Origin of the sequence: Olivibacter sp. XZL3, from assembly GCF_004368405.1 — a bacterium.
Taxonomy (GTDB): Bacteria; Bacteroidota; Bacteroidia; order Sphingobacteriales; family Sphingobacteriaceae; genus Olivibacter.
The window spans coordinates 210,257-235,055 of the sequence record NZ_SBJH01000042.1; the positions used below are offsets into that span (position 1 = coordinate 210,257).

The 24,799-nt window shown below is 42.9% G+C and carries 23 protein-coding genes and 1 tRNA gene; 19 read left to right on the plus strand and 5 right to left on the minus strand.

Going from position 1 to position 24,799, the window contains the following annotated elements; genetic code table 11:
* The first annotated feature begins 16 nt into the window (after positions 1–16).
* The gene (locus EPX21_RS10290; RefSeq protein ID WP_134089610.1) at positions 17–928 is read left to right on the plus strand and encodes an AraC family transcriptional regulator; all 912 of its coding nucleotides are present in this window, start codon (positions 17–19) and stop codon (positions 926–928) included.
* Positions 929–1,213: 285 nt separating this feature from the next.
* On the opposite strand, the gene EPX21_RS10300 is transcribed toward EPX21_RS10290, so the two are convergent.
* A tRNA-Arg gene (locus EPX21_RS10300) sits at positions 1,214–1,285 on the minus strand.
* Between the two features lie 200 nt (positions 1,286–1,485).
* On the opposite strand from EPX21_RS10300, the gene EPX21_RS10305 reads away from it, so the two are divergent.
* The 10 genes from EPX21_RS10305 to EPX21_RS22670 all read left to right on the plus strand — a co-directional run bounded on the left by EPX21_RS10305 (position 1,486) and on the right by EPX21_RS22670 (position 11,331).
* The gene (locus EPX21_RS10305; protein ID WP_134089611.1) at positions 1,486–2,124 is read left to right on the plus strand and encodes a peroxiredoxin; all 639 of its coding nucleotides are present in this window, start codon (positions 1,486–1,488) and stop codon (positions 2,122–2,124) included.
* A gap of 7 nt (positions 2,125–2,131) precedes the next feature.
* Entirely contained in the window at positions 2,132–2,446 is a 315-nt protein-coding gene (locus tag EPX21_RS10310; RefSeq protein WP_134089612.1) for a thioredoxin family protein, read from the plus strand.
* On the plus strand, positions 2,427–2,687 hold the full coding sequence (locus EPX21_RS10315; RefSeq protein ID WP_134089613.1) for a hypothetical protein: 261 nt from the start codon (positions 2,427–2,429) through the stop codon (positions 2,685–2,687). The genes EPX21_RS10310 and EPX21_RS10315 overlap by 20 nt, the downstream gene beginning before the upstream one ends.
* A gap of 394 nt (positions 2,688–3,081) precedes the next feature.
* A complete protein-coding gene (locus EPX21_RS10320) occupies positions 3,082–4,104 on the plus strand; it encodes a low specificity L-threonine aldolase (RefSeq protein ID WP_134089614.1) in 1,023 nt (340 codons plus the stop codon).
* Between the two features lie 30 nt (positions 4,105–4,134).
* Positions 4,135–5,997, plus strand: coding sequence for a DNA mismatch repair endonuclease MutL (gene mutL / locus EPX21_RS10325; protein ID WP_134089615.1), 1,863 nt, complete (start codon positions 4,135–4,137; stop codon positions 5,995–5,997).
* Positions 5,998–6,005: 8 nt separating this feature from the next.
* The gene (locus tag EPX21_RS10330; protein WP_134089616.1) at positions 6,006–6,761 is read left to right on the plus strand and encodes a rhomboid family intramembrane serine protease; all 756 of its coding nucleotides are present in this window, start codon (positions 6,006–6,008) and stop codon (positions 6,759–6,761) included.
* Between the two features lie 34 nt (positions 6,762–6,795).
* Positions 6,796–7,647: a rhomboid family intramembrane serine protease gene (locus tag EPX21_RS10335; RefSeq protein ID WP_134089617.1), complete on the plus strand. Its 852-nt coding sequence runs from the start codon at positions 6,796–6,798 to the stop codon at positions 7,645–7,647.
* A gap of 9 nt (positions 7,648–7,656) precedes the next feature.
* Positions 7,657–8,793 (plus strand): endonuclease/exonuclease/phosphatase family protein, encoded by a 1,137-nt coding sequence (locus tag EPX21_RS10340; protein ID WP_134089618.1) that lies wholly within the window; start codon positions 7,657–7,659, stop codon positions 8,791–8,793.
* A 145-nt stretch (positions 8,794–8,938) separates the two neighbouring features.
* Positions 8,939–10,402 carry a cysteine--tRNA ligase gene (cysS, locus tag EPX21_RS10345; RefSeq protein WP_134089619.1) on the plus strand — a complete coding sequence of 488 codons (1,464 nt, stop codon included), beginning with the start codon at positions 8,939–8,941 and terminating at the stop codon, positions 10,400–10,402.
* Positions 10,403–10,464: 62 nt separating this feature from the next.
* Complete coding sequence (locus tag EPX21_RS22670; RefSeq protein WP_166670728.1) at positions 10,465–11,331, plus strand: DUF4440 domain-containing protein; 867 nt, start codon at positions 10,465–10,467, stop codon at positions 11,329–11,331.
* Between the two features lie 77 nt (positions 11,332–11,408).
* Here EPX21_RS22670 and EPX21_RS10355 read toward each other — a convergent pair whose 3' ends face one another.
* Entirely contained in the window at positions 11,409–12,803 is a 1,395-nt protein-coding gene (locus EPX21_RS10355) for a peptidylprolyl isomerase (protein WP_134089620.1), read from the minus strand.
* Positions 12,804–13,427: 624 nt separating this feature from the next.
* On the opposite strand from EPX21_RS10355, the gene EPX21_RS10360 reads away from it, so the two are divergent.
* The 6 genes from EPX21_RS10360 (at position 13,428) to EPX21_RS10385 (ending at position 19,818) form a co-directional block, all read left to right on the plus strand.
* Entirely contained in the window at positions 13,428–14,126 is a 699-nt protein-coding gene (locus tag EPX21_RS10360) for a phosphatase PAP2 family protein (protein WP_134089621.1), read from the plus strand.
* Between the two features lie 74 nt (positions 14,127–14,200).
* Entirely contained in the window at positions 14,201–14,698 is a 498-nt protein-coding gene (locus EPX21_RS10365; RefSeq protein ID WP_134089622.1) for a hypothetical protein, read from the plus strand.
* 38 nt (positions 14,699–14,736) lie between these two features.
* On the plus strand, positions 14,737–15,312 hold the full coding sequence (locus EPX21_RS10370) for a non-canonical purine NTP diphosphatase (RefSeq protein WP_134089623.1): 576 nt from the start codon (positions 14,737–14,739) through the stop codon (positions 15,310–15,312).
* 11 nt (positions 15,313–15,323) lie between these two features.
* Complete coding sequence (locus EPX21_RS10375; protein ID WP_134089624.1) at positions 15,324–17,813, plus strand: PIG-L family deacetylase; 2,490 nt, start codon at positions 15,324–15,326, stop codon at positions 17,811–17,813.
* A 4-nt stretch (positions 17,814–17,817) separates the two neighbouring features.
* A complete protein-coding gene (locus EPX21_RS10380) occupies positions 17,818–18,012 on the plus strand; it encodes a hypothetical protein (RefSeq protein WP_134089625.1) in 195 nt (64 codons plus the stop codon).
* 111 nt (positions 18,013–18,123) lie between these two features.
* Positions 18,124–19,818, plus strand: a complete 1,695-nt coding sequence (locus tag EPX21_RS10385) for a sodium:solute symporter (protein ID WP_134089626.1) — start codon at positions 18,124–18,126, stop codon at positions 19,816–19,818.
* Here the strand turns inward: EPX21_RS10385 and EPX21_RS10390 are convergent, their stop codons facing one another.
* The 3 genes from EPX21_RS10390 to kbl all read right to left on the minus strand — a co-directional run bounded on the left by EPX21_RS10390 (position 19,819) and on the right by kbl (position 22,865).
* The gene (locus EPX21_RS10390; RefSeq protein ID WP_134089627.1) at positions 19,819–20,394 is read right to left on the minus strand and encodes a TetR/AcrR family transcriptional regulator; all 576 of its coding nucleotides are present in this window, start codon (positions 20,392–20,394) and stop codon (positions 19,819–19,821) included.
* A 102-nt stretch (positions 20,395–20,496) separates the two neighbouring features.
* The gene (gene pheS, locus EPX21_RS10395; protein WP_134089628.1) at positions 20,497–21,540 is read right to left on the minus strand and encodes a phenylalanine--tRNA ligase subunit alpha; all 1,044 of its coding nucleotides are present in this window, start codon (positions 21,538–21,540) and stop codon (positions 20,497–20,499) included.
* A 134-nt stretch (positions 21,541–21,674) separates the two neighbouring features.
* On the minus strand, positions 21,675–22,865 hold the full coding sequence (gene kbl / locus EPX21_RS10400) for a glycine C-acetyltransferase (RefSeq protein WP_134089629.1): 1,191 nt from the start codon (positions 22,863–22,865) through the stop codon (positions 21,675–21,677).
* A gap of 168 nt (positions 22,866–23,033) precedes the next feature.
* Between kbl and xseA the strand changes: the two genes are divergently transcribed.
* Together xseA and xseB are read left to right on the plus strand one after the other, a co-directional pair.
* The gene (gene xseA, locus EPX21_RS10405; RefSeq protein WP_134089630.1) at positions 23,034–24,581 is read left to right on the plus strand and encodes an exodeoxyribonuclease VII large subunit; all 1,548 of its coding nucleotides are present in this window, start codon (positions 23,034–23,036) and stop codon (positions 24,579–24,581) included.
* Entirely contained in the window at positions 24,574–24,792 is a 219-nt protein-coding gene (xseB, locus tag EPX21_RS10410) for an exodeoxyribonuclease VII small subunit (RefSeq protein WP_134089631.1), read from the plus strand. Before xseA ends, xseB begins: the two co-directional genes overlap by 8 nt.
* The last annotated feature ends 7 nt before the right edge of the window (positions 24,793–24,799 follow it).

Genomic DNA, 24,799 nt, shown 5'->3' on the forward strand with positions numbered 1-24,799 from the left:
TTTGTAAATTAACACAATGAAAAACAGTAACGATATAGCGGATTTTTATAAAGCAAAAAACTTGAATGTTCCTGCTTATTTTCAGTGGGGAACAGGGCATTTTGACGTAATGGAAGTTGATACGCTAAAGAAAAGGAATAAAGCTATTTCGTTGCTTGCATTTACACGGAAAAGCCTGTACAAAATAAAATTGGTGCAGGGTAAATGCAAATGCCATTATGCGGACAAGACTATCGAAATCGAAAAATATGCATTGGTTTTTATCAATCCGATGATACCTTTTCTTCTTGAAGAAACGGAAGAACCGATAAAGGAATACTTCTGTATATTCAATGATGACTTCTTCAGCAATTTCGGAAATGTTAAGGATTACCCCGTTTTTCAAAATCATCAGGAAAACGTATTTAGTTTATCGGAAGAAAACTATCGGGAATTTGAAGCTATTTTGGATAATATGAAAGGGGAACTTTCTTCTGATTATGAGTACAGGTTTGATGCTATCCGTAATATGGTGTATGAACTTATCCATAAAGCAATAAAAATGAATGGCATTCAACCCAAAACGACTAAAAGAAATGGGGCTGATAACCGAATAACTTTACTTTTTGAGGAACTGTTGGCTTTGCAGTTTCCGTTGCACTCCACTTCCGACAGCGTTAAACTCAAGAAACCCAAAGACTTTGCCGAACAGCTTTCGGTATCCATTAACCATCTGAATAAATCGGTTAAACACATCCGCAACAAAACTACTTCGGAAATCATTACCAACAGAATATTGCAGGAAGCCAAAATATTGCTTAAAGTCACGGATTGGTCGGTTTCTGAAATTGCTTATTCTTTAGGCTATGAAACTCCGTCAAGGTTTATCTATACTTTCCGCAAAAATATAGGTGTATCGCCATTGGCATACCGGAATGAAAACACATAAACCAACACCGCTTCCGATTACAAATTTCGATAAAACTATTTGACAAACAGCTATTTACAAACACGACAATGAACGCCAAATAGTGCCACTGAATGCCATCTTGATTAAGTTCACACAAGGAGAGCCGTTATTGGTTCGATATTCCCCGAAAAATTAGCGTTTGACGGAACAACGTATCGAACCACCCGAATGAATGTCATCGCAAACCATATCTTCCAGATAAACACCGGATTATCCCAAAATAAAAACAGGAGAAACGATTATTTAATCATTTCTCCTGTGTAGTAGCCCCGACGGGAATCGAACCCATATCTAAAGTTTAGGAAACTTCTATTCTATCCGTTGAACTACAGGGCCAATTTGGAAGGCAAACTTAGACAAATTTCCAATTATATGCAATTAACAAAGGAAATAGCTGTTTTTTCACCGATATTTCATATTACAATATCACAACACTGTAAATATAGTTTTTATTTATAAGGCCATAACAAAATAAGATACTTTAACCTATTAGAAAGCTTTATCTTTGTGACATCAAAAACGAAAAAACATTTAATATGAGCTTAGTAGGTAAAAAATTCCCGAACATTACTGTTGACGCCATGGATCACATGGGCGATGATTTAAGAATTAACGTATTAGAAGAAGCTACTAAAAAAGGAAAAAAAGTATTATTATTCTGGTATCCAAAGGATTTCACTTTCGTTTGCCCTACCGAATTACATGCTTTCCAGGAGGCATTACCTGAGTTTGAAAAAAGAAACACGATTGTAATCGGTGCATCTTGCGATACCAATGAGGTACATTTCGCGTGGTTAAACACTTCGAAAGATAATGGCGGTATTGAAGGAGTAACGTACCCAATTTTAGCAGATACAACACGCAATTTAGCAAATGTGTTGGGTATTCTTGATATTCAAAAAGCAGCTTACGACGAAGAATTGGATTCATTGATCATCGAAGGTTCTAACGTTACCTTCCGCGCTACTTATTTAGTAGATGAGGATGGCAAAGTGTTCCACGAAAGCGTAAATGATATGCCTCTCGGCCGTAATGTAAAAGAATACTTACGCTTGATTGATGCTTATGCTCACGTTCAGAAATTTGGAGAAGTATGCCCTGCTAACTGGGAAGAAGGAAAGCAAGCGATGAACGCAAACCGCGAAGGTGTAGCAAGCTACTTATCCGCAAACTAATATAGATATGTTACAAGAATTAGAACAAGATAATTTAGTGGATATCGTCAACCAAAACGATGTAGTGTTAGTTCAATACGCTGCAACATGGTGCGGTAACTGCAAGATTATGAAACCAAAATTTAAAAAACTGGCTTCAGAAAACGAAAACGTTCCGTTTGTCATTGTAGACGCCGAGAAATTGCCGGAATCAAGAAAACTTGCAAATGTGACCAATTTACCAACATTTGCAGCGTTCAAGGGAGGTAAATTGCTCAGTCAAGTGCAAACGAACAAACTGGATGCCTTAACGCAATTAGTAAATGAAGTTACCAATAATTAAGCATTTAACTCAGTTCATTGAGGAGAACGACGAAGACTTTGTGATTGAAGCAATTGAAACGCTTGAATCCCTTACAGAAGTTCCCTCACTGAAAGATGAAGAGTTAGACGTTATAGGTGAGCTAATTTCAAACATGTATGGCGCTGTTGAAGTCAATAAATTGGTTCAAGAGCAAGGCATGGATAAAAAAGAAGCCCTCAACACGTTCATGAAACGCGTGTTGGGCTCTATAGACAAATAGCATTTCATCGGCTAACGCAAAAGAAAAGCGGCATCTATACGGTGCCGCTTTTTCTGTTTAGGCCCTTTGGGCATTGAAGGATCTCAATAACACTCAGTATACCAGACTTTTCCACAAAAGCATGTTGAAAACCTATTTTCCTGTTGAAAACTAATTTACATGAACGACTAAATTTTCGTAAATTTACTAGAGTTAAAGGTTAATGCTTTAAGTCGCTTTTTATACAGCTCATAGTATTTTTTATCACGCAGTGATGTGTCATTTAGTTAAGCCAACTTAAAGAACAAGATTTTTTTAATTGTTAATTTACAAAGACCGCCGAGCGAACACCGCTCGGCGGTCTTTGTGTTACGACACATTTACTTACCTTTGGACTAAAAAAACGAATCTACAGATGAAATCATTGGCAAGCGACAATTATGCAGGAGCTGTCCCGGAAGTTATGCACGCTCTTCAACGTGAGAATGAAGCCCACGCTACGGCGTACGGAAATGACACCACGACAGCGCATCTCAAACAACTATTACAATCGCTCACGAACCGTCAATTTCACTTGCATTTAGCTTTTAATGGTACCGGTGCAAACGTATTAGCGTTGAGCACACTCGTAAAACCCTATCAAGCGATACTCTGTGCCGAAACCGCTCATATATATGTCGACGAATCAACGGCTCCCGAAACGCTTAGCGGCTGTCGACTCATCCCCCTTCCAATAAACGATGCAGGAAAGCTGGATCCGGCAACAATAAGACGGGCAGTCAAACGCCGTGGTGACTTGCATCACCCGCAAATAACAGTATTGAGCATCACACAGCCCACCGAGTATGGAACCTTATACACCTTAGCCGAGCTACAGGCTATTCGACAGGTCGCAAAGGAAAACGACCTTTTATTGCATATCGATGGTTCACGCCTGTTTACAGCACTGACGGCCCTGGGATGTGAATTGAAAGACATTGTCGAGGCCAGCGGCGTGGACGCCCTGTCTTTAGGCGGCACCAAATCGGGCATGCTTTACGGAGAAGCCGTGCTGATTTTCAATGAAGCTGTTCACGACAGTGCATTCTACCACAAACGAAGTATGCAGCTAGCTTCCAAAAGCCGCTTTATTGCGGCTCAATTCTTAGCGCTATTGCATGAAAATACATATAAAAAGTATGCGGAAATCGTTTTGCAACGAACACAGCGGTTGGCCGAAGTGCTAAAGAAATATCCCTCGGTTACCATTACTAAGCCGGTAGAGGTAAATGCTATATTCGCCAAATTTCCGGCCGACTGGATCAGGCCTCTACAGGAAACCTTGCTTTTTTATGTTTGGGACGAGTCTAACCATGAAGTCCGACTGATGTGTTCTTTCGATACAAGTGAAGAAGAAATCGATTTGTTTGACAGAAAGCTGGCCGAGCTCTCAAGGTAGTCTCATATCTAATTTGTAAATTCGCAGGGTATGTCAGATATCATTCAATTACTACCGGATGCAGTAGCCAATCAGATTGCGGCGGGAGAGGTAGTACAACGTCCGGCATCGGCAGTAAAGGAGCTGATCGAGAACGCGATTGACGCGGGTGCGGATAAAATACAATTAATTATTAAAGATGCGGGGAAATCACTCATTCAAGTGATAGATAACGGTTGTGGCATGAGCATCACCGATGCGCGCCTTTGCTTTGAACGCCACGCCACTTCAAAGCTCAGAAAGGCCGAAGATCTCTTTGCTATCCGCACCATGGGCTTCCGTGGCGAAGCAATGGCTTCTATTGCTGCTATTGCGCATGTGGAGCTTAAAACGAGGCGGCATGAGGACGAACTGGGAACCTGCATTGTGATTGAAGGTTCGGAAATAGTGAGCCAAGACCCGATCGCCGCTCCGGCCGGAACCAGCATCAGCGTTAAAAATCTGTTTTTTAATACGCCTGCACGTCGTAATTTCCTCAAAAGTAATCCAGTCGAAACGCGTCATATTATTGAAGAATTTCAACGTATCGCGTTAGCTCATCCTAAAATCTTTTTTAGCCTACACAGCGATGGTAACGAAATTTTCCGTCTTCCTTCGGAAGGGCTGAAGCAACGTATCATACACATTTTCGGCAACAACTATAATCAACGCTTAGTACCGGTCGAAGAGTCGACTACCATCATCAATTTAAATGGCTTCATCGGGAAGCCGGAATATGCAAAAAAAACACGCGGCGAGCAGTATTTCTTCGTCAATAATCGCTTCATTAAGGATCCATACCTTAATCACGCCGTATTGAATGCCTATGAGGAGATCCTCGCTGCCGACAGTTACCCGCTGTATGTCTTATTCATAGAGATCGACCCTTCGCAGATCGATATCAACGTTCATCCCACCAAAACAGAAATTAAGTACCAAGATGAGCGGTCGGTATATGCGATTATTCGCTCTGCAGTTAAGCGTTCCTTGGGAAAATACAATATCACGCCTAGTTTAGATTTCGATCAAGAGACCGGCTTCAGTCACATGATCTCGCAGAAGAAAACGGAAGACATTGTTCCCCCGACCATTTCCTTCAATCCGCAATTCAACCCTTTTGACACAGGTTCCCAACAAAAGGAACGGCAAGACAATTATTCGCGTTCTTTTGATAAAAAAAGTGGCATCCCTCAAAATTGGGATACACTTTATCAGATTTCGGAAAAAACAAGCCATCAACAGTTAAGCATCGACTCCCGGGATACGAACGACACCACTATCGTTGAAAATGCACAGGAGAAACCGGCGGGAAAACTCATCTTTCAGATACATAACCGTTTTATTTTATCTCAAATACGCTCGGGCTTTATTTTGATCGACCAGCAAGCAGCGCATGAGCGGATTCTGTTTGAACGTTTTTTACAGCAATTGGAAACGCATCAGGGTGCCAGTCAACAAAGTCTTTTCCCGCAAACAGTGGATTTAAGTACCGGCGATTTTGAACTGATAAGGGATCTATTACCCGATATTCAGGCATTAGGATTCCAGATTAGGCCCTTCGGAAGAAGCACCTTTATTGTAGAGGGTATTCCGGCTGATTTGGGAAGCGGACTGAGCGAGTCGCAAGTACTCGAGCAGCTATTGGAGGCCTACAAGAACAACCAATCCAGCTTTAAATTAACTAAACGGGAAAACCTGGCAAGAAGTTTAGCCCGCAATGCGTCTATAAAGAGTGGTACCATACTGGGCATCGACGAAATGAACGACATCATCGACAAACTTTTTGCCTGTTCAACGCCTAATGTCTCCTTGAGTGGTAAACCCATAATTATTACCTTTACCCTCAAGGAACTGTTAGAAAAATTTGAAAAATAGACCAAAGCATGTTTAATAACTCATCCTCTCAATTTGGTGGGATTCCACCCGTAGTAAAAAACTTACTGATTGCAAACATCATATGCTTTATAGGTGCCAATTTTGTTTTTCGATACGCATATACGATCTTTCCTGTTTACTACTTTGATTCGCCCATGTTCCATTGGTGGCAACCTATCACCTACATGTTCATGCATGGGAATATCAACGCGGGAGGCATCATGCATATCCTGTTTAATATGTTTGCCCTGTATATGTTCGGACCGATATTAGAACGAATCATGGGCTCCAAGCGATTCGTATACTTTTACCTTATTACCGGATTAGGCGCTTTAGCTTTGCAATTTGGCGTTCAGGCTTTTGAGGTCTTTAATATTACCGGCTCCGTCTCCGCAAAAAGCGTATTGGACTTTAATTTTGAAACGGGAATGGTTTCAAGCAAAATCGATGGCATTGCAAAATCCAGCTTTGACACGCTTGCCTCCATCTACTTTACACCCATGGTAGGAGCGTCCGGAGCCATTTTCGGCCTGCTTGTTGCCTTCGGCTACCTGTTCCCCAACACCGAATTATATTTGATGTTTATCCCTATTCCCATTAAAGCTAAAATATTTATCCCTATTTATATTATATTGGAATTATTTTTGGGTGTGTCAAAATTCTCCGGCGACTCAGTAGCTCATTTTGCCCATTTGGGTGGAGCCCTATTTGGCTTTATTCTCATCAAGGTCTGGGGAATAAAGCGCCCGGGATTTTGGGGGTAAACTTAACACAAAACAGCAACGAGATAGTAAATTTATGAAGAGATCATTTTTCGGCGAACTTTATTATAAAGCATTCCAATCGGGAAATACGCTTAACCTGTTTATAGCGATTAATACGATTGTTTTCATCGTAATGGGATTTTTTTCGGTGGTTGATTTCTTCGCAAAAACTCCTATAAGTTCTTTTCTGATTGAGCAATTGTCGTTACCGGCCAACTTAAACAAACTTTTGTATAGGCCGTGGTCTATTGCAACGTATATGTTCACCCAAGTGGATTTTTTCCACTTTTTATTCAATATGCTTTGGCTCTATTGGATTGGACTTATCTTTTTAGACTTTCTTAACACCAGACAATTTATTTTCACTTATTTAGCCGGCGGTCTCGTTGGCGGTGCTTTATTTCTGGTACTCTATAACCTGGTCCCTTCATTAGGGGCGGGCTTCGCGGTACTCGTAGGATCTTCGGGCGCTGTATATGCGATCGTCGTAGCCACGGCAACGCTTACACCGGATTACACCATCCGTCTATTGTTTTTTGGGAATGTCCGTTTGAAATACCTGGCAGTAGCCTTTATCGTCCTGAACCTTTTGGGCTTAGGTGGTGGTAATCTAGGCGGAAATCTGGCCCACTTGGGAGGAGGCCTCTTAGGATTCGTTTATATACTGCAACTTCGTAAAGGAAACGATTGGAGCAAAATCCTTCAAGCTAAAAAGAAAAAGCTTCGCGTGATTAAAAACGATGCTCCTAGTAAAAACAAAGCTACTTTTACCAATCAGGAGTACATCGACAGCATCTTGGATAAGATCTCCCAATCCGGCTATAGCAGTTTGAGCAAAGCAGAAAAGGAAGCGTTATTTAATGCCGGCAAGCAAGATCAAGACTGAGTTTTATTCATGGCCGCAAAGAAAAGAAAAGGAAAAACAAAAAGAAGCCTTGGCAAGGTCCTGCTACTTAGTGTGAATGGCTTATTTATGCTGTTCCTTTGTCTGAGTTACTTAGCGCCTTATGTCGACCCTCAAAAGTTTTGGCCATTTGCTTTTTTCGGTTTAGGCTACCCCATTTTCCTATGCGCAAATTTCCTTTTTATTTTATTTTGGCTGTTGAAGAAGTCGAAACTTTTTTTTCTTTCGCTCCTTTGCATTCTCTGTGGATATGTCCCTTTGAAAAAACACGTCGGCTTTCATAGCAGCCCTGGCGATGCGGCCGTTAAGCATCCCGACAGCGCCAACATCCGGGTGCTAACTTACAATGTGCACTTGTTTCGCGAAGACGACCAAGACATGCAACCGAAAACGAAGGCAGCTGTTACCGAGCTGATCCACAGCGTTTCGCCCGATATTGTCTGTATGCAGGAGTTCTATACACGCAAAAAAGGAAAATACAACAACAAACGCGACATGGCTCCGGCTTTGGGACTTCCTTACAGCTACTTTCATCCTGTAATTGAAAACGAATATGAGGCTTACGGCCTCATCATTTTGTCGCGCTACCCCATAAAAAATGCGGGAGTCATCCCCAATTATCGAGGTAAACGGACATTAAACAGAGCTATATATGCCGACATCATTAAAGACGGCAGGGCGTTCCGCGTATATAATATCCACCTCCAATCAATTGGCTTCCAACCGCAAGACTACGCCTTCGTGAAAGACGTAAAAAACCGAAGCTTTGAGAAAGACAACGTTGCTTCCACAAGAAGGATCGGTTCAAGACTAAAAAACGCCTTTTCCGAACGGAGTATTCAAGCGAAACACCTAAAAGAAGAAATCAACCGTTGCCGCAAACCGGTAATTATAACGGGCGACTTTAACGATACGCCGCTATCTTTTGCCGTACATACAGTGGCCAACGACCTAAATAATAGCTTCGAGAAAAAGGGCACCGGTTGGGGCATTACTTACAACGGTGAATTCCCGAACTTCCAGATAGATTACATCCTTTCCTCCAAGGCTTTTGAAGTTATGCGGTACCAAGTTCTTAAAAAGCAGCTTTCCGACCATTATGCTGTTTGGAGCGACCTGAAGCTGTAGCGTCAGCAGACTGTCTTCTTGTGTTCCTTTCTCTGATGTCCACGCTAAAAATAGCAAGGAATGAAAGGAAATTATTAAATTCGCAAATTCACTTAATAGGGTGCCGCTGGCGACCTATTATTACACTCCTTAAAAAGCAAAACGAATGAGCAGCAATTTAGTCATTTATAATACGCTTAGCCGAAAGAAAGAGATCTTTGAGCCCATTAATCCGCCAATGGTAGGCTTATACGTATGTGGCCCTACCGTTTATAGTGACGTACATTTAGGCAATTGCCGCACATTCGTATCTTTTGACCTGATATACCGCTATCTGTTGTATCTTGGGTATAAAGTGCGTTACGTAAGGAACATTACGGATGCAGGCCATTTAGAAGGTGATCGAGATGAGGGAGATGACAAATTTGCAAAAAAAGCGAAGCTCGAGCAGCTAGAACCTATGGAAATTGTTCAAAAGTACACCATTGGCTTTCATGATGTGCTTCGTTTGTTCAACACACTTCCGCCAAGCATTGAGCCCACCGCCACCGGCCATATCGCTGAACAGATTGAGATGGTAAAGCAAATCATCAACAATGGCTATGCATATGAAGTAAACGGCACCGTGTATTTTGATGTGGAGAAATACAGTAAAAGCAATGACTACACGATCCTCACCAATCGTCAATTAGAAGACATGTTGAATAACACGCGCGAGCTCGGCGGTCAGGACGAAAAACGCGGACGATTGGATTTTGCCTTGTGGATCAAAGCCAAACCGGAACACATCATGCGCTGGCCGTCTCCTTGGGGAATTGGCTTTCCCGGTTGGCATATCGAGTGTTCTGCTATGAGCAATAAATATTTAGGCCATCAATTTGATATACATGGAGGCGGTATGGATTTGGCGGCGACCCATCATACCAACGAAATTGCGCAGTCGCAAGCTTGCAATCATACCAATCCGGCGAAATATTGGATGCATACAAATATGCTGACGGTTAACGGAGCCCGCATGTCTAAATCAGCCGGCAATGGATTTCTTCCAAGAGAACTGTTCACTGGCGATCATCCACTGCTAAATCGAGGCTATTCGCCTATGTCCGTACGCTTTTTCATGCTGCAGGCCCATTATAGAAGTACGCTCGATTTTTCGAATGACGCGCTGGAGGCCTCGGATAAAGGTTACCGCCGCTTGATGAATGCCATCGCCTTACTGCCAAAACTGAAACCTTCAGCTACTTCAGAAGTCGACCTTGAAGAAATCAAGCAACGCTGCATAATGGCCATGAATGACGACTTCAACAGCCCGGTATTAATTGCCGAATTGTTTGAAGTAGTGCGAATTATCAACAGCGTGTATGACAATAAAACTAAGATTGACGCAAAAGGCCTGAATGAACTCCAAACGCTGATAAACGACTTCGTCTTTAACATCCTTGGTCTAAAAGACGAGCATATCGAAAACAATGGCGATTTAGAGAAGCTAATGGAGTTCATCATTAAATTAAGGCAAGAGGCTAAAGCCGCCAAAGATTACGCTACGTCGGACTTAATCCGTAATGGCTTACAAGAAATGGGATTTCAGCTAAAGGATAGTAAGGAAGGCACTATTTGGAGCAAATCATAGTGAAGAAAAGTTTTGGCATCAATTTGGTAAAGGTAGAAGCCTTAAATTCATTTAATAGTATAATGTTTAGATTTGTTTTAGTTGCCTTATATATTATTGCCTTTTCAGGCAGCCCAACCTGGGCTCAACAGGAGCCAGATCAACAGATAAACCAATTAGTTTCTGCTGAGTATAACATGGCCGTTTTGGCCACCAATAAAGGCCTTTTTACAGCTTACCAAAACTATAGCGACGAGAACTCGGTGTTTTTTACGCCGGCCCCAATACCCGCCTCTATCTATTTGAAAAATAGGCCACAGATTCCAGATATAATCACTTGGAAACCTGTTTACGCCAAAGTCGCAAAGAGCGATGAGTGGGGCTTTACCACTGGCCCTGTTTCTTGGCAAAGTGTAGGCTCTAAAAAGAAATATGGTGAGTATTTTTGCTTGTGGAAAAGGGACCGTAAGGGCGAATGGAAAATCGCTTACCGTGCGATCAGTGAGCATGGCGCGCCTACGGCACATGTAAAAGCCATTCTGGAGAGTCCGGAGGACAATAGATACAGAAAATCGCGCTCAAAAGCGCGATTAAAACAACGGCAGGACATCATTCTGAGTACGGACCAGCTATTTTCTACCATACTGAAAGCAGATAACCAAACAGCGTTTAAAGAGTTTCTAACCGATGAAGCAAGAATCTATATCCCAGGCTACACGCCAGTCATCGGCATAGATAAGATCCGTTCCTTTTTAAACAAACAGGATTTTCATATTGAAAGCACCGGAAGCGAAGTGGACCGCGCCTATAGTGGAGAACTCGCCTACAGCCAAGGCGAGGCGACCATCAGACAGGGAGATAAAATAATAGAATGCTATTATATCCGCGCTTGGGAGCTGCAAGAAGATTCGATGTGGAAGGTTACCGTAGATATGTATTTTGAGAAATAATCGCCACAAAATGGGTATAAAAGGAAAGGGGCATTGCAGTGCAATGCCCCTTTCCTTTTATCTTGTTTTAAACAATATTACTCTTTAATATTTGCCTGCACATTGTCTACCTCACTATCCCGAACCCAACTTTTTAATTCCGCGCAGGTGTTAAATTCATCATCAATCCTAATATAGGTGGTTTTCCGGCGCTCTTCAAACCATTCACTAACGACTCGGTTCAGTTTATCCTCTTCCGCCAGCTCTTTGATTTTTGCGTAATCCTGTTCCAAGGAAGCCTTATGTGGCTCGGTGCGCGATTTAAGGTATAAAAAGCGATAGCCTTCCTTTTTGGTCTGTGGATCTGAAAAAGCAAAAGGCCTGGAATATTCGCCGGCTTTCAACGTATCAATGGCCGAGAAATCGGCTGCGTCGAGCTGATCTACGGGGATGTAAGTTGTACGAGTCTGCTGATTCATTGCATTCAGCATCATGCCTCCATTGTATTTAGTCATCTCATCGCCCGAGTATAAAGCGGCTGCCGTAGAAAAAGGCATCTTATTTTCCTTTACCTGCGTATAGATGCTGTCGATTTGCTTTTTAGCGCGTTCCAGACTCTGCTCACTCGGTTTTAACCCTATTAAGATATGCCTTGCTCTTACCTGTTCGCCCCGACGCTCAAGAACCTGTAAAAAGTGAAATCCAAACTCCGATTCGAACACTTTAGAAATTTCTCCCGGTTTTAACCTGAAAGCAACCGATGTAAACTCCTTTACCATACTGCTTCGGTCGAAAAAGCCTAAATCACCTCCCGAGGAAGCCGACCCGGGATCCTGTGAATAGAGCCTGGCCATCGTACCAAAGTCATCTCCTGCCTTGATACCCATCCGCAGGGACTCAGCCCTGTCGTAAAAAGGTTGCTTCTCCTCCTTTGTCAACTTCGGAAATACCACTATCTCACCAACCTCCACTTCTGTATTGTAGTTCGGCAGACTATCGGCAGGGATTTTTTCAAAATACCGCTTTACTTCCAAAGGTGTAATTCCGGTCTTTTCAGTAATTTTCGCCTGCATCTTTTGGGCTATCAATTGTTCTTTGACTGCAGGCCTCATCTCTTCTTTATATTGAAGTAATGAGCGATTCAGGAATTTCTCCAACTGCTCCTGTCCGCCTGCCTGACGCGTCATATATCGCAAGCGGTTGTTAATGTTGTCGTCTACCTCGTCCTCACTCACCTCAATCGAGTCTATAGCCGCTTGCTGCGTCAAGAGCTTATTTGTTAATAATTGCTCTAAAATCATACATTTGACATCAGGATCAGCACGGTTACCTTCAGAAAGATACTGAGCATATTGCATCTCAATATCCGATTGGAGAATAATATTTCCACCTACAACGGCCGCAACTTTATCAATTACCTGTACGTCCTGAGCTTTTAGGCTCCCGGTACAAGCCATGATGATAAAGGTCAACAAACCAGCGAACTTCTTCATTTGTTAAATTCTATATTTAATACTAAGCAGTTTTAATAGCTTGCTAAGTTACACAAATCCATTACACTCTATTTCATATTTAACGAAATTTAACAAGAAAATGGACAAAATCTTCCACTCGTCGATAGCGACAGCAATACAGCATGTATAATACACCGCCATAATACACTATGTTGATGGTCTTAAAAAAAGGTTTTTATTATTCAGCTTTTTCTTGATTTGCTGCTCGTTGCCTCGGTCTCCTCCAAGGCCATTTAAGCACGCCGGAACGGTTTTGCAAGGGACTTCAGCGCGACGGGAATGACGGCCTTCTAGGATGAGCGTAAAGAAAATTCAGTTAGAAGGGCAGGAAAAAACGTTCTGCGAAAAAGCGAAGGGAAGGAATTGAGAACAGGCGCGGCTCCACAGAACGGTGTACAGGGAACTGAATTTTTAGCGAGAACTAGACTGCCTTGATTTTTGGTTCTTTTCATCTAAGGAAAAGAACAAATAAAACATGATTAATAAAAACTTTCCTTTAACATAACCCCTATTGTATGTCAAAGTGAGACCCTGAGTAGAATCTGATGTTTGCAAAAACATAAACATTTTCGTTATGTTTGGGACATTAAGCATCTTAAAAGAATGAATACTTTACCTTCTGAAAAGCAAAGTTACTTAGCATTTTTAAAGCAATTTCCCTTATTTATCTTATTGCTACTTTGCTTCCAAGCCATTGGTGTTTTGTACTCACTTATTTATTCGCAAGCCGAGCTGTTTTTGTGGGTAAACCGCTTGCACCACGATATGGCCGATGAGGTCTTTATGGTTATTACCGACTTGGGGGACTGGCCGGTAACCCTCGCTATTGCTATCGTTTTTCTCTTTATCAATTGGCGAAATTCGCTTTTACTGATCGCGACCATGCTTTACACGGGCTTTTTTACCCAGTTAATTAAAATGGTGGTAAAACACCCCCGTCCGGCGATTTACTTCGAACATAGCGATCCCATTTACACCATTAAAGATTACGTTTTAGAAAACTCACTCAGTTTTCCATCTGGCCATACGACTTGTGTCTTTTCGCTCGCCATCACACTTTCGTACATCTTTGTAAAACAAAGGCGTCAACCTTGGCTCTTCCTATTTGCACTTATGGTCGCCCTGTCTCGCGTGTATCTCTCTCAGCACTTTTTTAAAGATCTTTTAGCCGGCTCCTTAATCGGCACTTTCTTCGCACTGCATCTCATTTGGCTATTCGAGCGCTCGAAATGGTTTCATACCGAAAGCATCAACAGTAACCTGCTGGATTTCTTAAAGAAAGGTAAAAAACCCGTTTCATAGACACAATTCGCTTTTTAAGTTTGCATCTCGGTGTAGATTCTTCTATTTTCGTTGGGGCTTACCACAATCGTACCATGACGCAGCTAAATACTAGAAATCCTTTTGCTTTACGTTACTTAATGGATGACACGATCTTCGATTTTGAGGTCGATTCGGCACAGGAAGGCGTGCTAGCGTCCGATCCAACACAGCCTTTTAGTTTCATGGGAATGAATAAAAGCCGTATTCTCTATTTGATAGAAAATGCGGAGGAAAGCTATTTCTCTCCATCGGCATTAGACGCGTTTACCAAAACCTTACACGCCCTACGGCTTTCTGTGGACGATGTGGCTGTGCTGAATCTTGCTCAGATAGAACGAAAGCTTAATTTGGACGAAATCGTTTCCTTTTTCAACCCCCAAAAAATTATTTTCGCCGGAGCTTCCCCTGTTAAAATGGGGCTCACCGACCTGGAGGTCAACCGCGCATCCATGCAACAAGCGGTCCAGCTGTTGTACACCTATTCTTTTGAAGAGATGTTGACGGACACAAATAAAAAGAAAGCCTTCTGGCAGGCCGTAAAGGCTTTCTAAAAGCAATTAGAAATCACAACACTAAACACTCGGACGATATGGAACAACTGGTATTCGCAACGAACAATAAACATAAACTGGAAGAAGTTCAGGCGATGGTAAAAGATTTTTTTTCCATCCAATCGTTAGCTGACATACAATGTGATGTGGACATCCCGGAAACGGCAGATACTTTTGAAGGCAACGCTTCTCTTAAAAGTCAATATATTTTAGAACATTATAACCGCAACTGCTTTGCCGACGATTCGGGTCTGGAGGTAGAAGCCTTAAACGGTGAGCCGGGAGTCTATTCTGCCCGTTACAGCGGATCGAGGGATATGGAAAAGAACATCGACCTGCTATTATCCAAATTAGCGACAGAAACCCATCGTAAAGCCCAGTTCCGGACGGTTGTTTCCTTACGGTTAGATGGCGAACATCACTTTTTTGAGGGCATTGTTAGCGGTACCATCACCGTAGACAGAACAGGAGCGGGTGGATTTGGCTACGATCCGATCTTTAGGCCGGACGGTTACAGCAAGACTTTCGCTGAAATGTCTGCCAATGAAAAAAACCAAATTAGTCATCGAGCCATTGCTATACAGAAATTAGTTACTTTTCTAAAGAATCGTTAAACATTTGCCCTATGTTTCGTAAACAGCTAAAGTTCCTTTTCACTATTGCTTTGATTGCGTCGCTGACTTGCTCCTTACGGGCGCAGAACGCATCGTCCAATAATGCAGCAGCCATCAAATTGCGCATCCAAAAATTAAACACCTTGGGCAGTGTGCTTTATTTTGCAGCACATCCGGACGATGAAAACACGCGTTTGATCGCTTGGCTAGCAAATGAACGGCTTTATCGGACCGGCTATTTATCCTTGACGCGCGGAGATGGCGGACAGAACCTCATCGGTACAGAACAAGCGGAGGAACTCGGCTTAGTACGGACACAGGAACTTCTTGCAGCAAGAAAAGACGACGGAGGCGAGCAGCTTTTCTCTACGGCCAACGACTTTGGCTTTTCAAAAACCTTCGATGAAACATTCCAGATATGGGGTAAAGAAAAAATTCTGGCAGATGCCGTTTGGGTTATCCGAAATTTTCAGCCCGACGTGATCATCACCCGGTTTCCGGGCGATCCCAGGGCAGGCCATGGTCACCACCAAGCCTCTTCATTGATAGCCCAAGAGGCGTTTAAGGCCGCCGCAGATCCGACGCGATTTCCTGAACAGCTCAAATATGTTAAACCTTGGAAAGCAACAAGGATTCTTTGGAATACGTACAATTTTGGCAGCGCGAATACCATTGAGGAGGGGCAGTTTCGCGAGGACTTAGGCCAATATAATCCCTTTATCGGCCGAACTTATGGCGAAATTGCCGCGATTAGCCGAACGAATCACAAAAGTCAGGGTTTCGGTTCTACTCCACAACGAGGCGAGATGTATGAATATTTTGAGACTTTGGGTGGCACTCCGCCACAAAAAGACTTATTTGACGGTATTAATACAAGCTGGTCGAGAATCGGCACCTCGAACAAAGTGCAAGAACTGATCGATGTGCTGACGAAGGATTTTGATCTGGCCCATCCCGAGTATTCCATTAAAGTGCTTGCAGAATTACTTAACGAATTGGAAAAACTGGAAAGCAGTTATTGGACTACGCAGAAAATAAAAGAGGTTAAAGACCTGATTTTAGACTGTGCCGGTATTTGGATTACCTGCCTGGCGAATGATCAGAAATATGCTACAGGCGAAACGGTCCATGTAAACACCAATGTGGTGGTACAAAAGCCAGGCTTATCCGTTTCGCTCCTTGGCCTAAGAAACGCAGACGGGACAAATGCAAACTTAACAGGTACCATAAACCTCGCCTATAACGAGCTGAAACAAATAGAAACTTCGTTCGAAGCGAAAAAAATAACACAGCCCTACTGGCTTGCTTCTCCTCATCAATTGGGGGCCTTTGCCGTAAACAACCAGCAGTTGATCGGTAAACCAGAGGCCGACGATTTACCGCATCTAATCGCCACACTCGAAATCGAAGGAAAAAGTATAAGCTATGCGCTCCCTATCACTTACTCGTATAACGATCCGGTACGGGGAGAAATAAATAATCCGCTTATTATCGCGCCGCCTTTGACCATTAATCTCAATCAGAAGGCTGTTATTTTTAATGGGAATGAACCAAAGCAACTTGAACTTTCTTTCGTTTCAAATGGCAGTCAGATCAGCGCCAATATCAGGCCGATACTTCCCGAGGGATGGAAGATGGAGCCCTCATCCTTCACGGTCGACCTGAACCAAAAAGATGATGAGCTCACTAGATCGGTAATGATTTATCCCGCTTCGATTTCATCCACGGACGATTCCATCAATTTCAGTCTTGAATATAAAAACGGCCAAAAGGATATCGCGAAATCTATCCGAACAATCCGCTACGATCATATTCCTCAAATTACTTGGTTCCCAACCGCGAGTGCCCGCTTGAGTAAAATTGAAACAGGCGTATCAGCCAAGCGCATCGGCTATCTGCCTGGGGCGGGTGATTTGGTTGCGCAATCGCTACGCGAAATAGGCTTGCAGGTCGACATACTGTCGGAAAACGACATTATGCATCACGATCTTGCTCAGTATGACGCGATCATTACCGGCATTCGAATTTACAACGTAAACGATCGTATCCGTTATATACAATCTAAACTAATGGACTATGTAAAAAATGGAGGCACGCTGGTTGAGCAATATAATGTTAGTGGCGGATTAAAAGTAACACAAATTGGCCCGTATCCTTTTACCATTACACGCGAAAGGGTAACCAATGAAGATGCTCCGGTTACCTTTGCATTGCCCGAACATCCGGTGCTAAATTATCCAAACAAAATAACAGCAGCCGACTTTGACGGCTGGATCCAAGAACGTGGCTTATATTTTGCCTCCAATGCCGATAAACGCTATGCGCTGCCTTTAACGATGAACGATCCGAAAGAACCGTTAAGCAACGGCTCGCTCTTGGTTGCTAATTACGGAAAGGGCAAATATGTATACACCTCCCTCGCTTTTTTCAGAGAATTACCCGCCGGGGTGCCGGGGGCTTATAGATTATTTGTAAATTTGCTAGCAAAAGAAAACAACTAAAAACATGGAAAATCAAGAAAAAAAAATCAACACAGACTCTTTATTTTATCTTATCGGTGCTTTTTTCGGCGCTTTAACTGGCGGCTATTGCGCTGAATCTTTTTGGGGTACCGTAGGCGGATTGGTTATCGGTCTGTTCTTCGCTATGTTTTTCTTAAATGTTTTGGTAAAACGCAAAAGTGAGGAAGAACCTGCCTAAAGATAAAGGCCTCCCCCCCTTTGTAAATAGCTGGACTCAATTTTACTGGTTAGTATTGATGTGGCTATTTGTGTTGATCCTATTGTTTTACTTATTCAAAATAACGTTTGAATGAGTGTAGTGGACTGGATTGTTCTTTTCGGCACACTACTGCTGATTGTCAGTTACGGCATATATAAAAGCCGTGGTAGTAACAATATTGACGGCTATCTCCTGGGAAATAAATCGTTACCCTGGTATCATATAGGATTCTCTGTGATGGCGACGCAAGCCAGTGCCATCACCTTCCTATCCGCACCAGGCCTTGCCTACAGCTCGGGCATGAGCTTTGCTCAGTTTTATTTTGGCGTACCGCTTGCCATGATCGTGCTCAGCATCACCTTTGTTCCGATGTTCCATCGAATGCGGGTTTTCACGGCTTATGAATATCTTGAAAAAAGGTTCGACGTAAAAACGCGCGTTTTTACAGCCTTTTTGTTCCTGATACAGCGAGGCGTATCGACGGGAATCACGATTTATGCCCCTTCTGTTATCCTTTCGAGCATTTTACAGATCGACGCTACTTATACCACGCTATTTATTGGTTGCTTGGTTGTGCTATATACCGTTTGGGGCGGAACAAAAGCCGTTTCGTACACGCAACTCCTGCAAATGGGCATCATCTTTTTCGGTCTGCTGACTGCAGGCGTGATGGTTGTCCATTTGTTACCGGCCGAAATAGGCTTGGTAAAAGCCTTACATATTGCCGGGAAATCCGGCCGAGCAAACGCGATCGATTTCTCTTTCGATTGGAATAACCAATACACCGTCTGGAGTGGCCTTATTGGCGGCTTCTTCCTGCAATTGTCCTATTTCGGCACTGATCAAAGTCAAGTCGGCCGCTATTTAACGGGCTCTTCGATTCGAGATAGTCGCCTAGGCTTATTGATGAACGGACTCATTAAAGTGCCTCTTCAGTTTTTAATATTAATGATTGGCATCCTCGTTTTTGCCTATTATCAGTACAATCAACCGCCGATTTTTTTCAATAAATTAGAGTTGAATAAAATTGAGAAAAGTACTTATCAGGATGAACTGCAAAAGATCAAAGATCAATTCAATACGGTTTTTCAGGAGAAGCACCGTTTAATCAGCAAGCTTAACACCGCCTTGGATCAAGAGGCGGATCGCGAAATTGACGAAATTAGAGCAGATCTTCATATCGCTAATAAAAAAACGGCGGCAATCAGGGACGAGTTAACGGGGCTGATGCAAAAAAATGATCCAAAGGCAGACACCAACGACAATAACTATATCTTCCTGAATTTTGTTACCGAGAAACTGCCTAAGGGACTCATCGGCCTACTGATTGCAATTATCTTTTTAGCCTCTATGGGGTCGACCGCCAGTGCACTTAATTCCTTGGCCTCTACTTCCGTCATCGACATTTATAAACGGTTTATCCATAAAGAAGGTAGTGCAAGCAATTATCTAAACGTATCGCGGTTAATGACATTCTTTTGGGGCATATTTTCTATTATCATCGCTTTATATGCAAGCCGACTTGGTAATCTATTAGAAGCGGTCAATATATTAGGATCCCTATTTTATGGTACCATCTTAGGGATATTTATTGTAGCTTTCTATATCAAGCGCGCTAAAGGTACTGCTACCTTTATAGCAGCCATTCTCGCCGAGATATTGGTAATTATTTGCTGGAAGGTAGACGTGATGGCTTTCTTATGGCTTAATTTAGTAGGTTGTATACTGGTTGTTTTCTTTGCGATGTTGATCCAAGCGATGTTTCCTGCTATCCAGAGAAGATAACTAACTTACCGTAGCCTTTACCAAATAAGGCAGCATTTCCTTCTGGAAGGACACAAAATATTTCCGGACGTCGGCAACGCTTACAGCGGTAAACGCGAAGGAAAAGACGATGCTCTTGCTCGATTTAATCAAAAACACCAAGCTTTCTTTCGGTATATTCGGATCGATGATATGACTTTCATTGAACGAATTAATAAGCAAGTTTTCCAAATCGTCCGAAAGCGTCTTTAAATATTCTTGGGCATTGGCCGATTCTCGTATAAAATCCCAACCGATAAATTCGTTGCAGATGGTATAGGTTAATCGGCTTACCTTCAAAATTAGATTGCTCAAGTAGGTCTCTTGATCGGTCGCTGTGCTCGGATTGTGTATAAGCTCTTCCACTCCCACACGGATATAATCCATCAGGATCGCATGCAAGACCATCTCTTTACTGTCGAAATACTTGTAAATGGTAGCTTTGGCAATTTTGGCCTTTTTCGCTATCTCATTGACACTAGTTTTGTTGTAACCGTAACGCCTGAAGAGATCCTTTGCCGACCGTTTGATACTTTCTTTTATTTTATCTGCTTCCATTTAATTAATTCTGATATCATAACGTATCCGCTACAGGAATCTACTACAACAAAACCAGTATCGTCAACGTCTACAGCTCATTCAGTACAAGAACCCCCTGCTCTAAATCGTCTCGGTTTCAAATTGCCTTAAAAACCGTATATCATTTTCAGAAAACAAGCGTAGGTCTTTGATTTCGTATTTTAAATTCGTGATTCGTTCGATTCCCATCCCGAAAGCAAAACCGGTATATTTCTTCGCGTCAATCTTGCTATTCTCTAAAACATTCGGATCCACCATACCGCAGCCCAAAATCTCCACCCAACCGGTGTACTTGCACATGTTACAGCCCGCTCCTTTACAAATGGTACAGGAAATATCCATTTCTGCAGATGGTTCGGTAAAAGGGAAATATGAGGGACGGAAGCGAACCTTGGTTCCATCGCCAAAAAGCTCCTGAACGAAGTGATACAAGGTTTGCTTTAGGTCGGCAAAAGAAACCCCTTCATCGATATACAAACCCTCTACTTGATGAAAGAAACAATGAGCCCGCGCAGATATAGCTTCATTTCTGTAAACCCGACCCGGCATAATGGCACGGAAAGGCGGTGTTCCGCTTTCCATCATACGCACTTGCACAGATGAAGTATGCGTACGAAGTGCAATATCATTGCCGGGCTGTTTCCTGATAAAAAAGGTGTCCTGCATATCTCTTGCGGGGTGTTCTTCCGGAAAGTTAAGCGCCGAAAAGTTATGCCAATCGTCTTCGATCTCGGGCCCCTCAGCAACAATAAAACCCAATTTTTTGAAAATCTCCACAATTTCTTTTCGCACCAGCGATAAAGGGTGCCGCGTTCCTATCTCAAAGCCGGGCCCCGGCAAAGTAAGATCCTGCTCCTTCGACGGCTTCGAAGCGGGCGTATCTGAGCCGAACAAATCCTTGGCCTCCGCATATTTTGCTTCTGCGGTCTGCTTAAGCTGGTTCAATACTTTTCCCAGTGACCGCTTCTCCTCATTGGAAACACTTTTAAATTCTTCGAATAGATTTTTAATAAGGCCTTTAGCTACCAAAAATCTTAAGCGATAGTCCTCCACCTCTTGCTGAGACTGAGGGGTCCAATTATTTATTTCTTCTGTATATTGAACTATTTTCTCTTGTATGCTCATTTTCAAATTCTTCTAAAACAAAAGCCGCACTGCCAGTCGGTTTTCTGCAAACTTAGATAAAATGCTTGACATTCAGAACACCGGCATGGCAGGTCTACAGATAGCCGCACCGGTGCTTCCGCCATCCCATGAATCTATTTAATCACGCCCAAGAGCTTCCCTACTTTTGTGAATGCAGCAATTGCTTTATCCAAGTGTTCCTGATTATGGGCAGCAGACAATTGTACCCGGATCCTGGCCTTTTCTTTTGGCACCACCGGATAATAAAATCCGATAACGTAGATACCTTCATCCAACATTTTAGCAGCGAACTCTTGCGCCAATTTAGCGTCATAAAGCATAACGGGAACAATCGGATGGAACCCGGGCTTGACGTCAAACCCGGCCTCTGCCATCTTCTCCCTGAAGTATTTCGTATTGTACTCGAGCTTGTCGCGCAATTCAGTCGTTTCGCTCAGCATATCCAGCACAGCAATAGAAGCTCCAGTAATAGCAGGGGCTAAGGTGTTCGAAAACAAATATGGTCTGGAGCGCTGCCGAAGCATATCGATAATTTCCTTTCTACCGGAAGTAAAACCTCCAGAAGCTCCGCCCAGGGCCTTTCCTAAGGTTCCGGTAATGATATCGATCCGATCCATTACCCCAAAGTGCTCGTGGGTACCCCGTCCGGTTTTTCCAATAAAGCCTGTACAATGCGATTCATCGATCATCACCAAGGCTTCATATTGATCGGCTAAATCACATATTTTATCCAAAGGCGCAACAACACCGTCCATAGAGAAAGCGCCATCGGTCACAATAATACGGTGTCTGGCATCTTTTGCCGCAATTAACTGCTTCTCTAAATCTGCCATGTCCGCGTTCTTGTACCGAAAACGCTGCGCCTTACATAAGCGAACACCGTCTATAATAGATGCATGGTTCAACTCGTCCGAAATAATAGCATCTTCCGCACCAAATAGCGGTTCAAAAACGCCCCCATTTGCGTCGAAGGCGGCCGCGTACAATATAGTGTCCTCCGTGCCTAAAAATTTCGATATCTTCGATTCAAGCTCTTTATGTATATCCTGTGTTCCGCAAATGAAACGTACCGAAGACATACCGTAACCGCGCGTGTCTATTGCATCTTTTGCTGCTTCAATCACCTTTGGATGAGAAGAAAGGCCGAGGTAGTTATTCGCACAGAAGTTGATAACCTCTTTGCCCCCGCTTACTTTTATATCGGCACCTTGCGGTGTGGTAATAATGCGTTCCCGTTTATATAAACCAGCCTCTTCTATTTCGGCTAATTCTTTTTGCAATACAGGTTGAAGTGTTTTATACATAAATTCAGTGATTTGCGGTAAAAATACAGATTTAATGATAAAAGCTGAAAAGATGATACAAAAAGACCGCCTCCCGAACGTTATGATTCACATCGCTCAAATAAATTAAGCGCTGTATAAAAATCAACTCCGGTTCAAAAATGTCGCGCATTTTCTATAAGTTTGGGTATGCCCGAAATAATCGCAGATAAAACTATCTTTTCATTGGCAGAAGTAGCTCGCAGCATTCAAAAGACGATTGCCGACCGCTATAAAAGCCTGTATTGGATAAAGGCTGAGATGAATAAGCTCAATCACTATTCCCATTCAGGTCATTGCTATCCCGAACTTCTTGAGAAGAAGGAAGGTCGGGTCGTTGCAGAGATCCGGGCAACATTATGGAAAAGCGATTATGAACGCATCAACCAACGCTTTATCGAAATCATCAAAGAACCGTTAAAGAATGGGATCAACATTCTGATGCAGGCATCGATCAGCTACGACCCTATACATGGTTTGAGCCTACATATTGTAGACATCGACCCTTCCTATTCCCTGGGCGAGTTGGAACGAGAAAAACAGGCCAGTATTGCCACGCTGAAAGAGCAAGGCCTTTTTGAAGCGAACAAGCTATTGCCTTTTCCCTTACTGCCTAAGCGCATGGCCATCATTTCGGTCGAAACAAGTAAGGGCTTAGCAGATTTTTTAAAGATTATCGACAATAACCCTTTCGGTTATCGTTTCGAATATCAGTTATTTCCAGCCCTTTTACAGGGCGAAAAATCAATAACTTCTATTATCGATCAGTTAGCGAGCATCCGTTTGCATCTTCAACGATTTGATGTAGTCGCCATTATAAGAGGAGGAGGAGGGGAAGTGGGTTTAAGTTCTTACAACAACGTATTATTGGCGACAGCCATTGCCACCTTTCCCATCCCGGTAATCACCGGTATTGGCCATGCCACTAATGAGACCGTTTCTGAAATGGTCGCCTACAAAAATTCCATTACGCCCAGTGCATTGGCCGACTACCTTTTGCAGCATTTCCACAATTTTGCGCGCCCCGTCGCCTATGCAGAACAGGTATTACGATTGAAAACGAGGCAGGTTCTTGACAATCAGCAGCAAGCGTTAAATAACGCCATCAAGTATTTTAGAATGGCGAGCCTGACTATGCTCCGAGAAAACAAACATCAATTAGCTGAGTTGCGCAGTCGCACACTTCAACAAAGCAAATACCGATTAATGCAGGAAAGGGGCTCTTTTCAGCACCTAAAAAATCAATTATCTACCCAATCAACGCGCGTTTTGTTGGAAAGCCAACAGCGCATAGCCTTTTTAGGGCAGCGATTGAAGCGCGAAAACCTCCATTTAAACAAGCGCTACAGGCAAACCCTCCAGCAAATCAAAGATCTGCTAATACGGCAAAGTCATCAGATCGCCAAAAAGCAGCATGTAGCCCTGGCAACACTACAGAAAAACCTTACACCTGCTACCGACAAATCGCTACAAGAAGCGGCAAAATTACTGGAGAACCAAGAACGCCACTTATCGATACTCGATCCGCAACAAGTATTAAAAAGAGGGTATAGCATCACGCTTTTGAACGGTAAAGCTGTTAAGGATGCCGGAAACGTCGTTGCCGGAGACCAGGTGAAAACGATCTTGGCTATTGGAGAAATTGAAAGTCGCGTTACTTTTGTAAAAGAAAACGAAGAAAGCACGGAACATGAATAATCAAATAAGCTATACCTCGGCGTTTGAAGAACTTCAAACCATCGTAGAGGAAATTGAGGACGGAGAAATCAGCGTAGACGAACTGTCTGCCAAAGTGAAGCGAGCCGCCCTGTTAATTAAAATTTGCAAGGCTAAACTTAGCGAAACGGAATCGGACGTGAACAAAATCCTGGAGGACCTCGACAATGAGAGCTTAAAGGAAGATGAATAGGAAAAAC

Coding starts and splice junctions, on each gene's coding strand:
- EPX21_RS10330 (WP_134089616.1), top strand. CDS start 6,006: ATGTTTAATAACTCATCCTCTCAATTTGGTGGGATTCCACCCGTAGTA.
- EPX21_RS10315 (WP_134089613.1), top strand. CDS start 2,427: ATGAAGTTACCAATAATTAAGCATTTAACTCAGTTCATTGAGGAGAAC.
- EPX21_RS10365 (WP_134089622.1), top strand. CDS start 14,201: ATGACGCAGCTAAATACTAGAAATCCTTTTGCTTTACGTTACTTAATG.
- EPX21_RS10290 (WP_134089610.1), top strand. CDS start 17: ATGAAAAACAGTAACGATATAGCGGATTTTTATAAAGCAAAAAACTTG.
- EPX21_RS22670 (WP_166670728.1), top strand. CDS start 10,465: ATGTTTAGATTTGTTTTAGTTGCCTTATATATTATTGCCTTTTCAGGC.
- mutL (WP_134089615.1), top strand. CDS start 4,135: ATGTCAGATATCATTCAATTACTACCGGATGCAGTAGCCAATCAGATT.
- EPX21_RS10390 (WP_134089627.1), bottom strand. CDS start 20,394: ATGGAAGCAGATAAAATAAAAGAAAGTATCAAACGGTCGGCAAAGGAT.
- EPX21_RS10360 (WP_134089621.1), top strand. CDS start 13,428: ATGAATACTTTACCTTCTGAAAAGCAAAGTTACTTAGCATTTTTAAAG.
- EPX21_RS10320 (WP_134089614.1), top strand. CDS start 3,082: ATGAAATCATTGGCAAGCGACAATTATGCAGGAGCTGTCCCGGAAGTT.
- EPX21_RS10335 (WP_134089617.1), top strand. CDS start 6,796: ATGAAGAGATCATTTTTCGGCGAACTTTATTATAAAGCATTCCAATCG.
- EPX21_RS10355 (WP_134089620.1), bottom strand. CDS start 12,803: ATGAAGAAGTTCGCTGGTTTGTTGACCTTTATCATCATGGCTTGTACC.
- EPX21_RS10385 (WP_134089626.1), top strand. CDS start 18,124: ATGAGTGTAGTGGACTGGATTGTTCTTTTCGGCACACTACTGCTGATT.
- xseA (WP_134089630.1), top strand. CDS start 23,034: ATGCCCGAAATAATCGCAGATAAAACTATCTTTTCATTGGCAGAAGTA.
- EPX21_RS10380 (WP_134089625.1), top strand. CDS start 17,818: ATGGAAAATCAAGAAAAAAAAATCAACACAGACTCTTTATTTTATCTT.
- EPX21_RS10340 (WP_134089618.1), top strand. CDS start 7,657: ATGGCCGCAAAGAAAAGAAAAGGAAAAACAAAAAGAAGCCTTGGCAAG.
- EPX21_RS10375 (WP_134089624.1), top strand. CDS start 15,324: ATGTTTCGTAAACAGCTAAAGTTCCTTTTCACTATTGCTTTGATTGCG.
- kbl (WP_134089629.1), bottom strand. CDS start 22,865: ATGTATAAAACACTTCAACCTGTATTGCAAAAAGAATTAGCCGAAATA.
- cysS (WP_134089619.1), top strand. CDS start 8,939: ATGAGCAGCAATTTAGTCATTTATAATACGCTTAGCCGAAAGAAAGAG.
- EPX21_RS10370 (WP_134089623.1), top strand. CDS start 14,737: ATGGAACAACTGGTATTCGCAACGAACAATAAACATAAACTGGAAGAA.
- pheS (WP_134089628.1), bottom strand. CDS start 21,540: ATGAGCATACAAGAGAAAATAGTTCAATATACAGAAGAAATAAATAAT.
- EPX21_RS10310 (WP_134089612.1), top strand. CDS start 2,132: ATGTTACAAGAATTAGAACAAGATAATTTAGTGGATATCGTCAACCAA.
- xseB (WP_134089631.1), top strand. CDS start 24,574: ATGAATAATCAAATAAGCTATACCTCGGCGTTTGAAGAACTTCAAACC.
- EPX21_RS10305 (WP_134089611.1), top strand. CDS start 1,486: ATGAGCTTAGTAGGTAAAAAATTCCCGAACATTACTGTTGACGCCATG.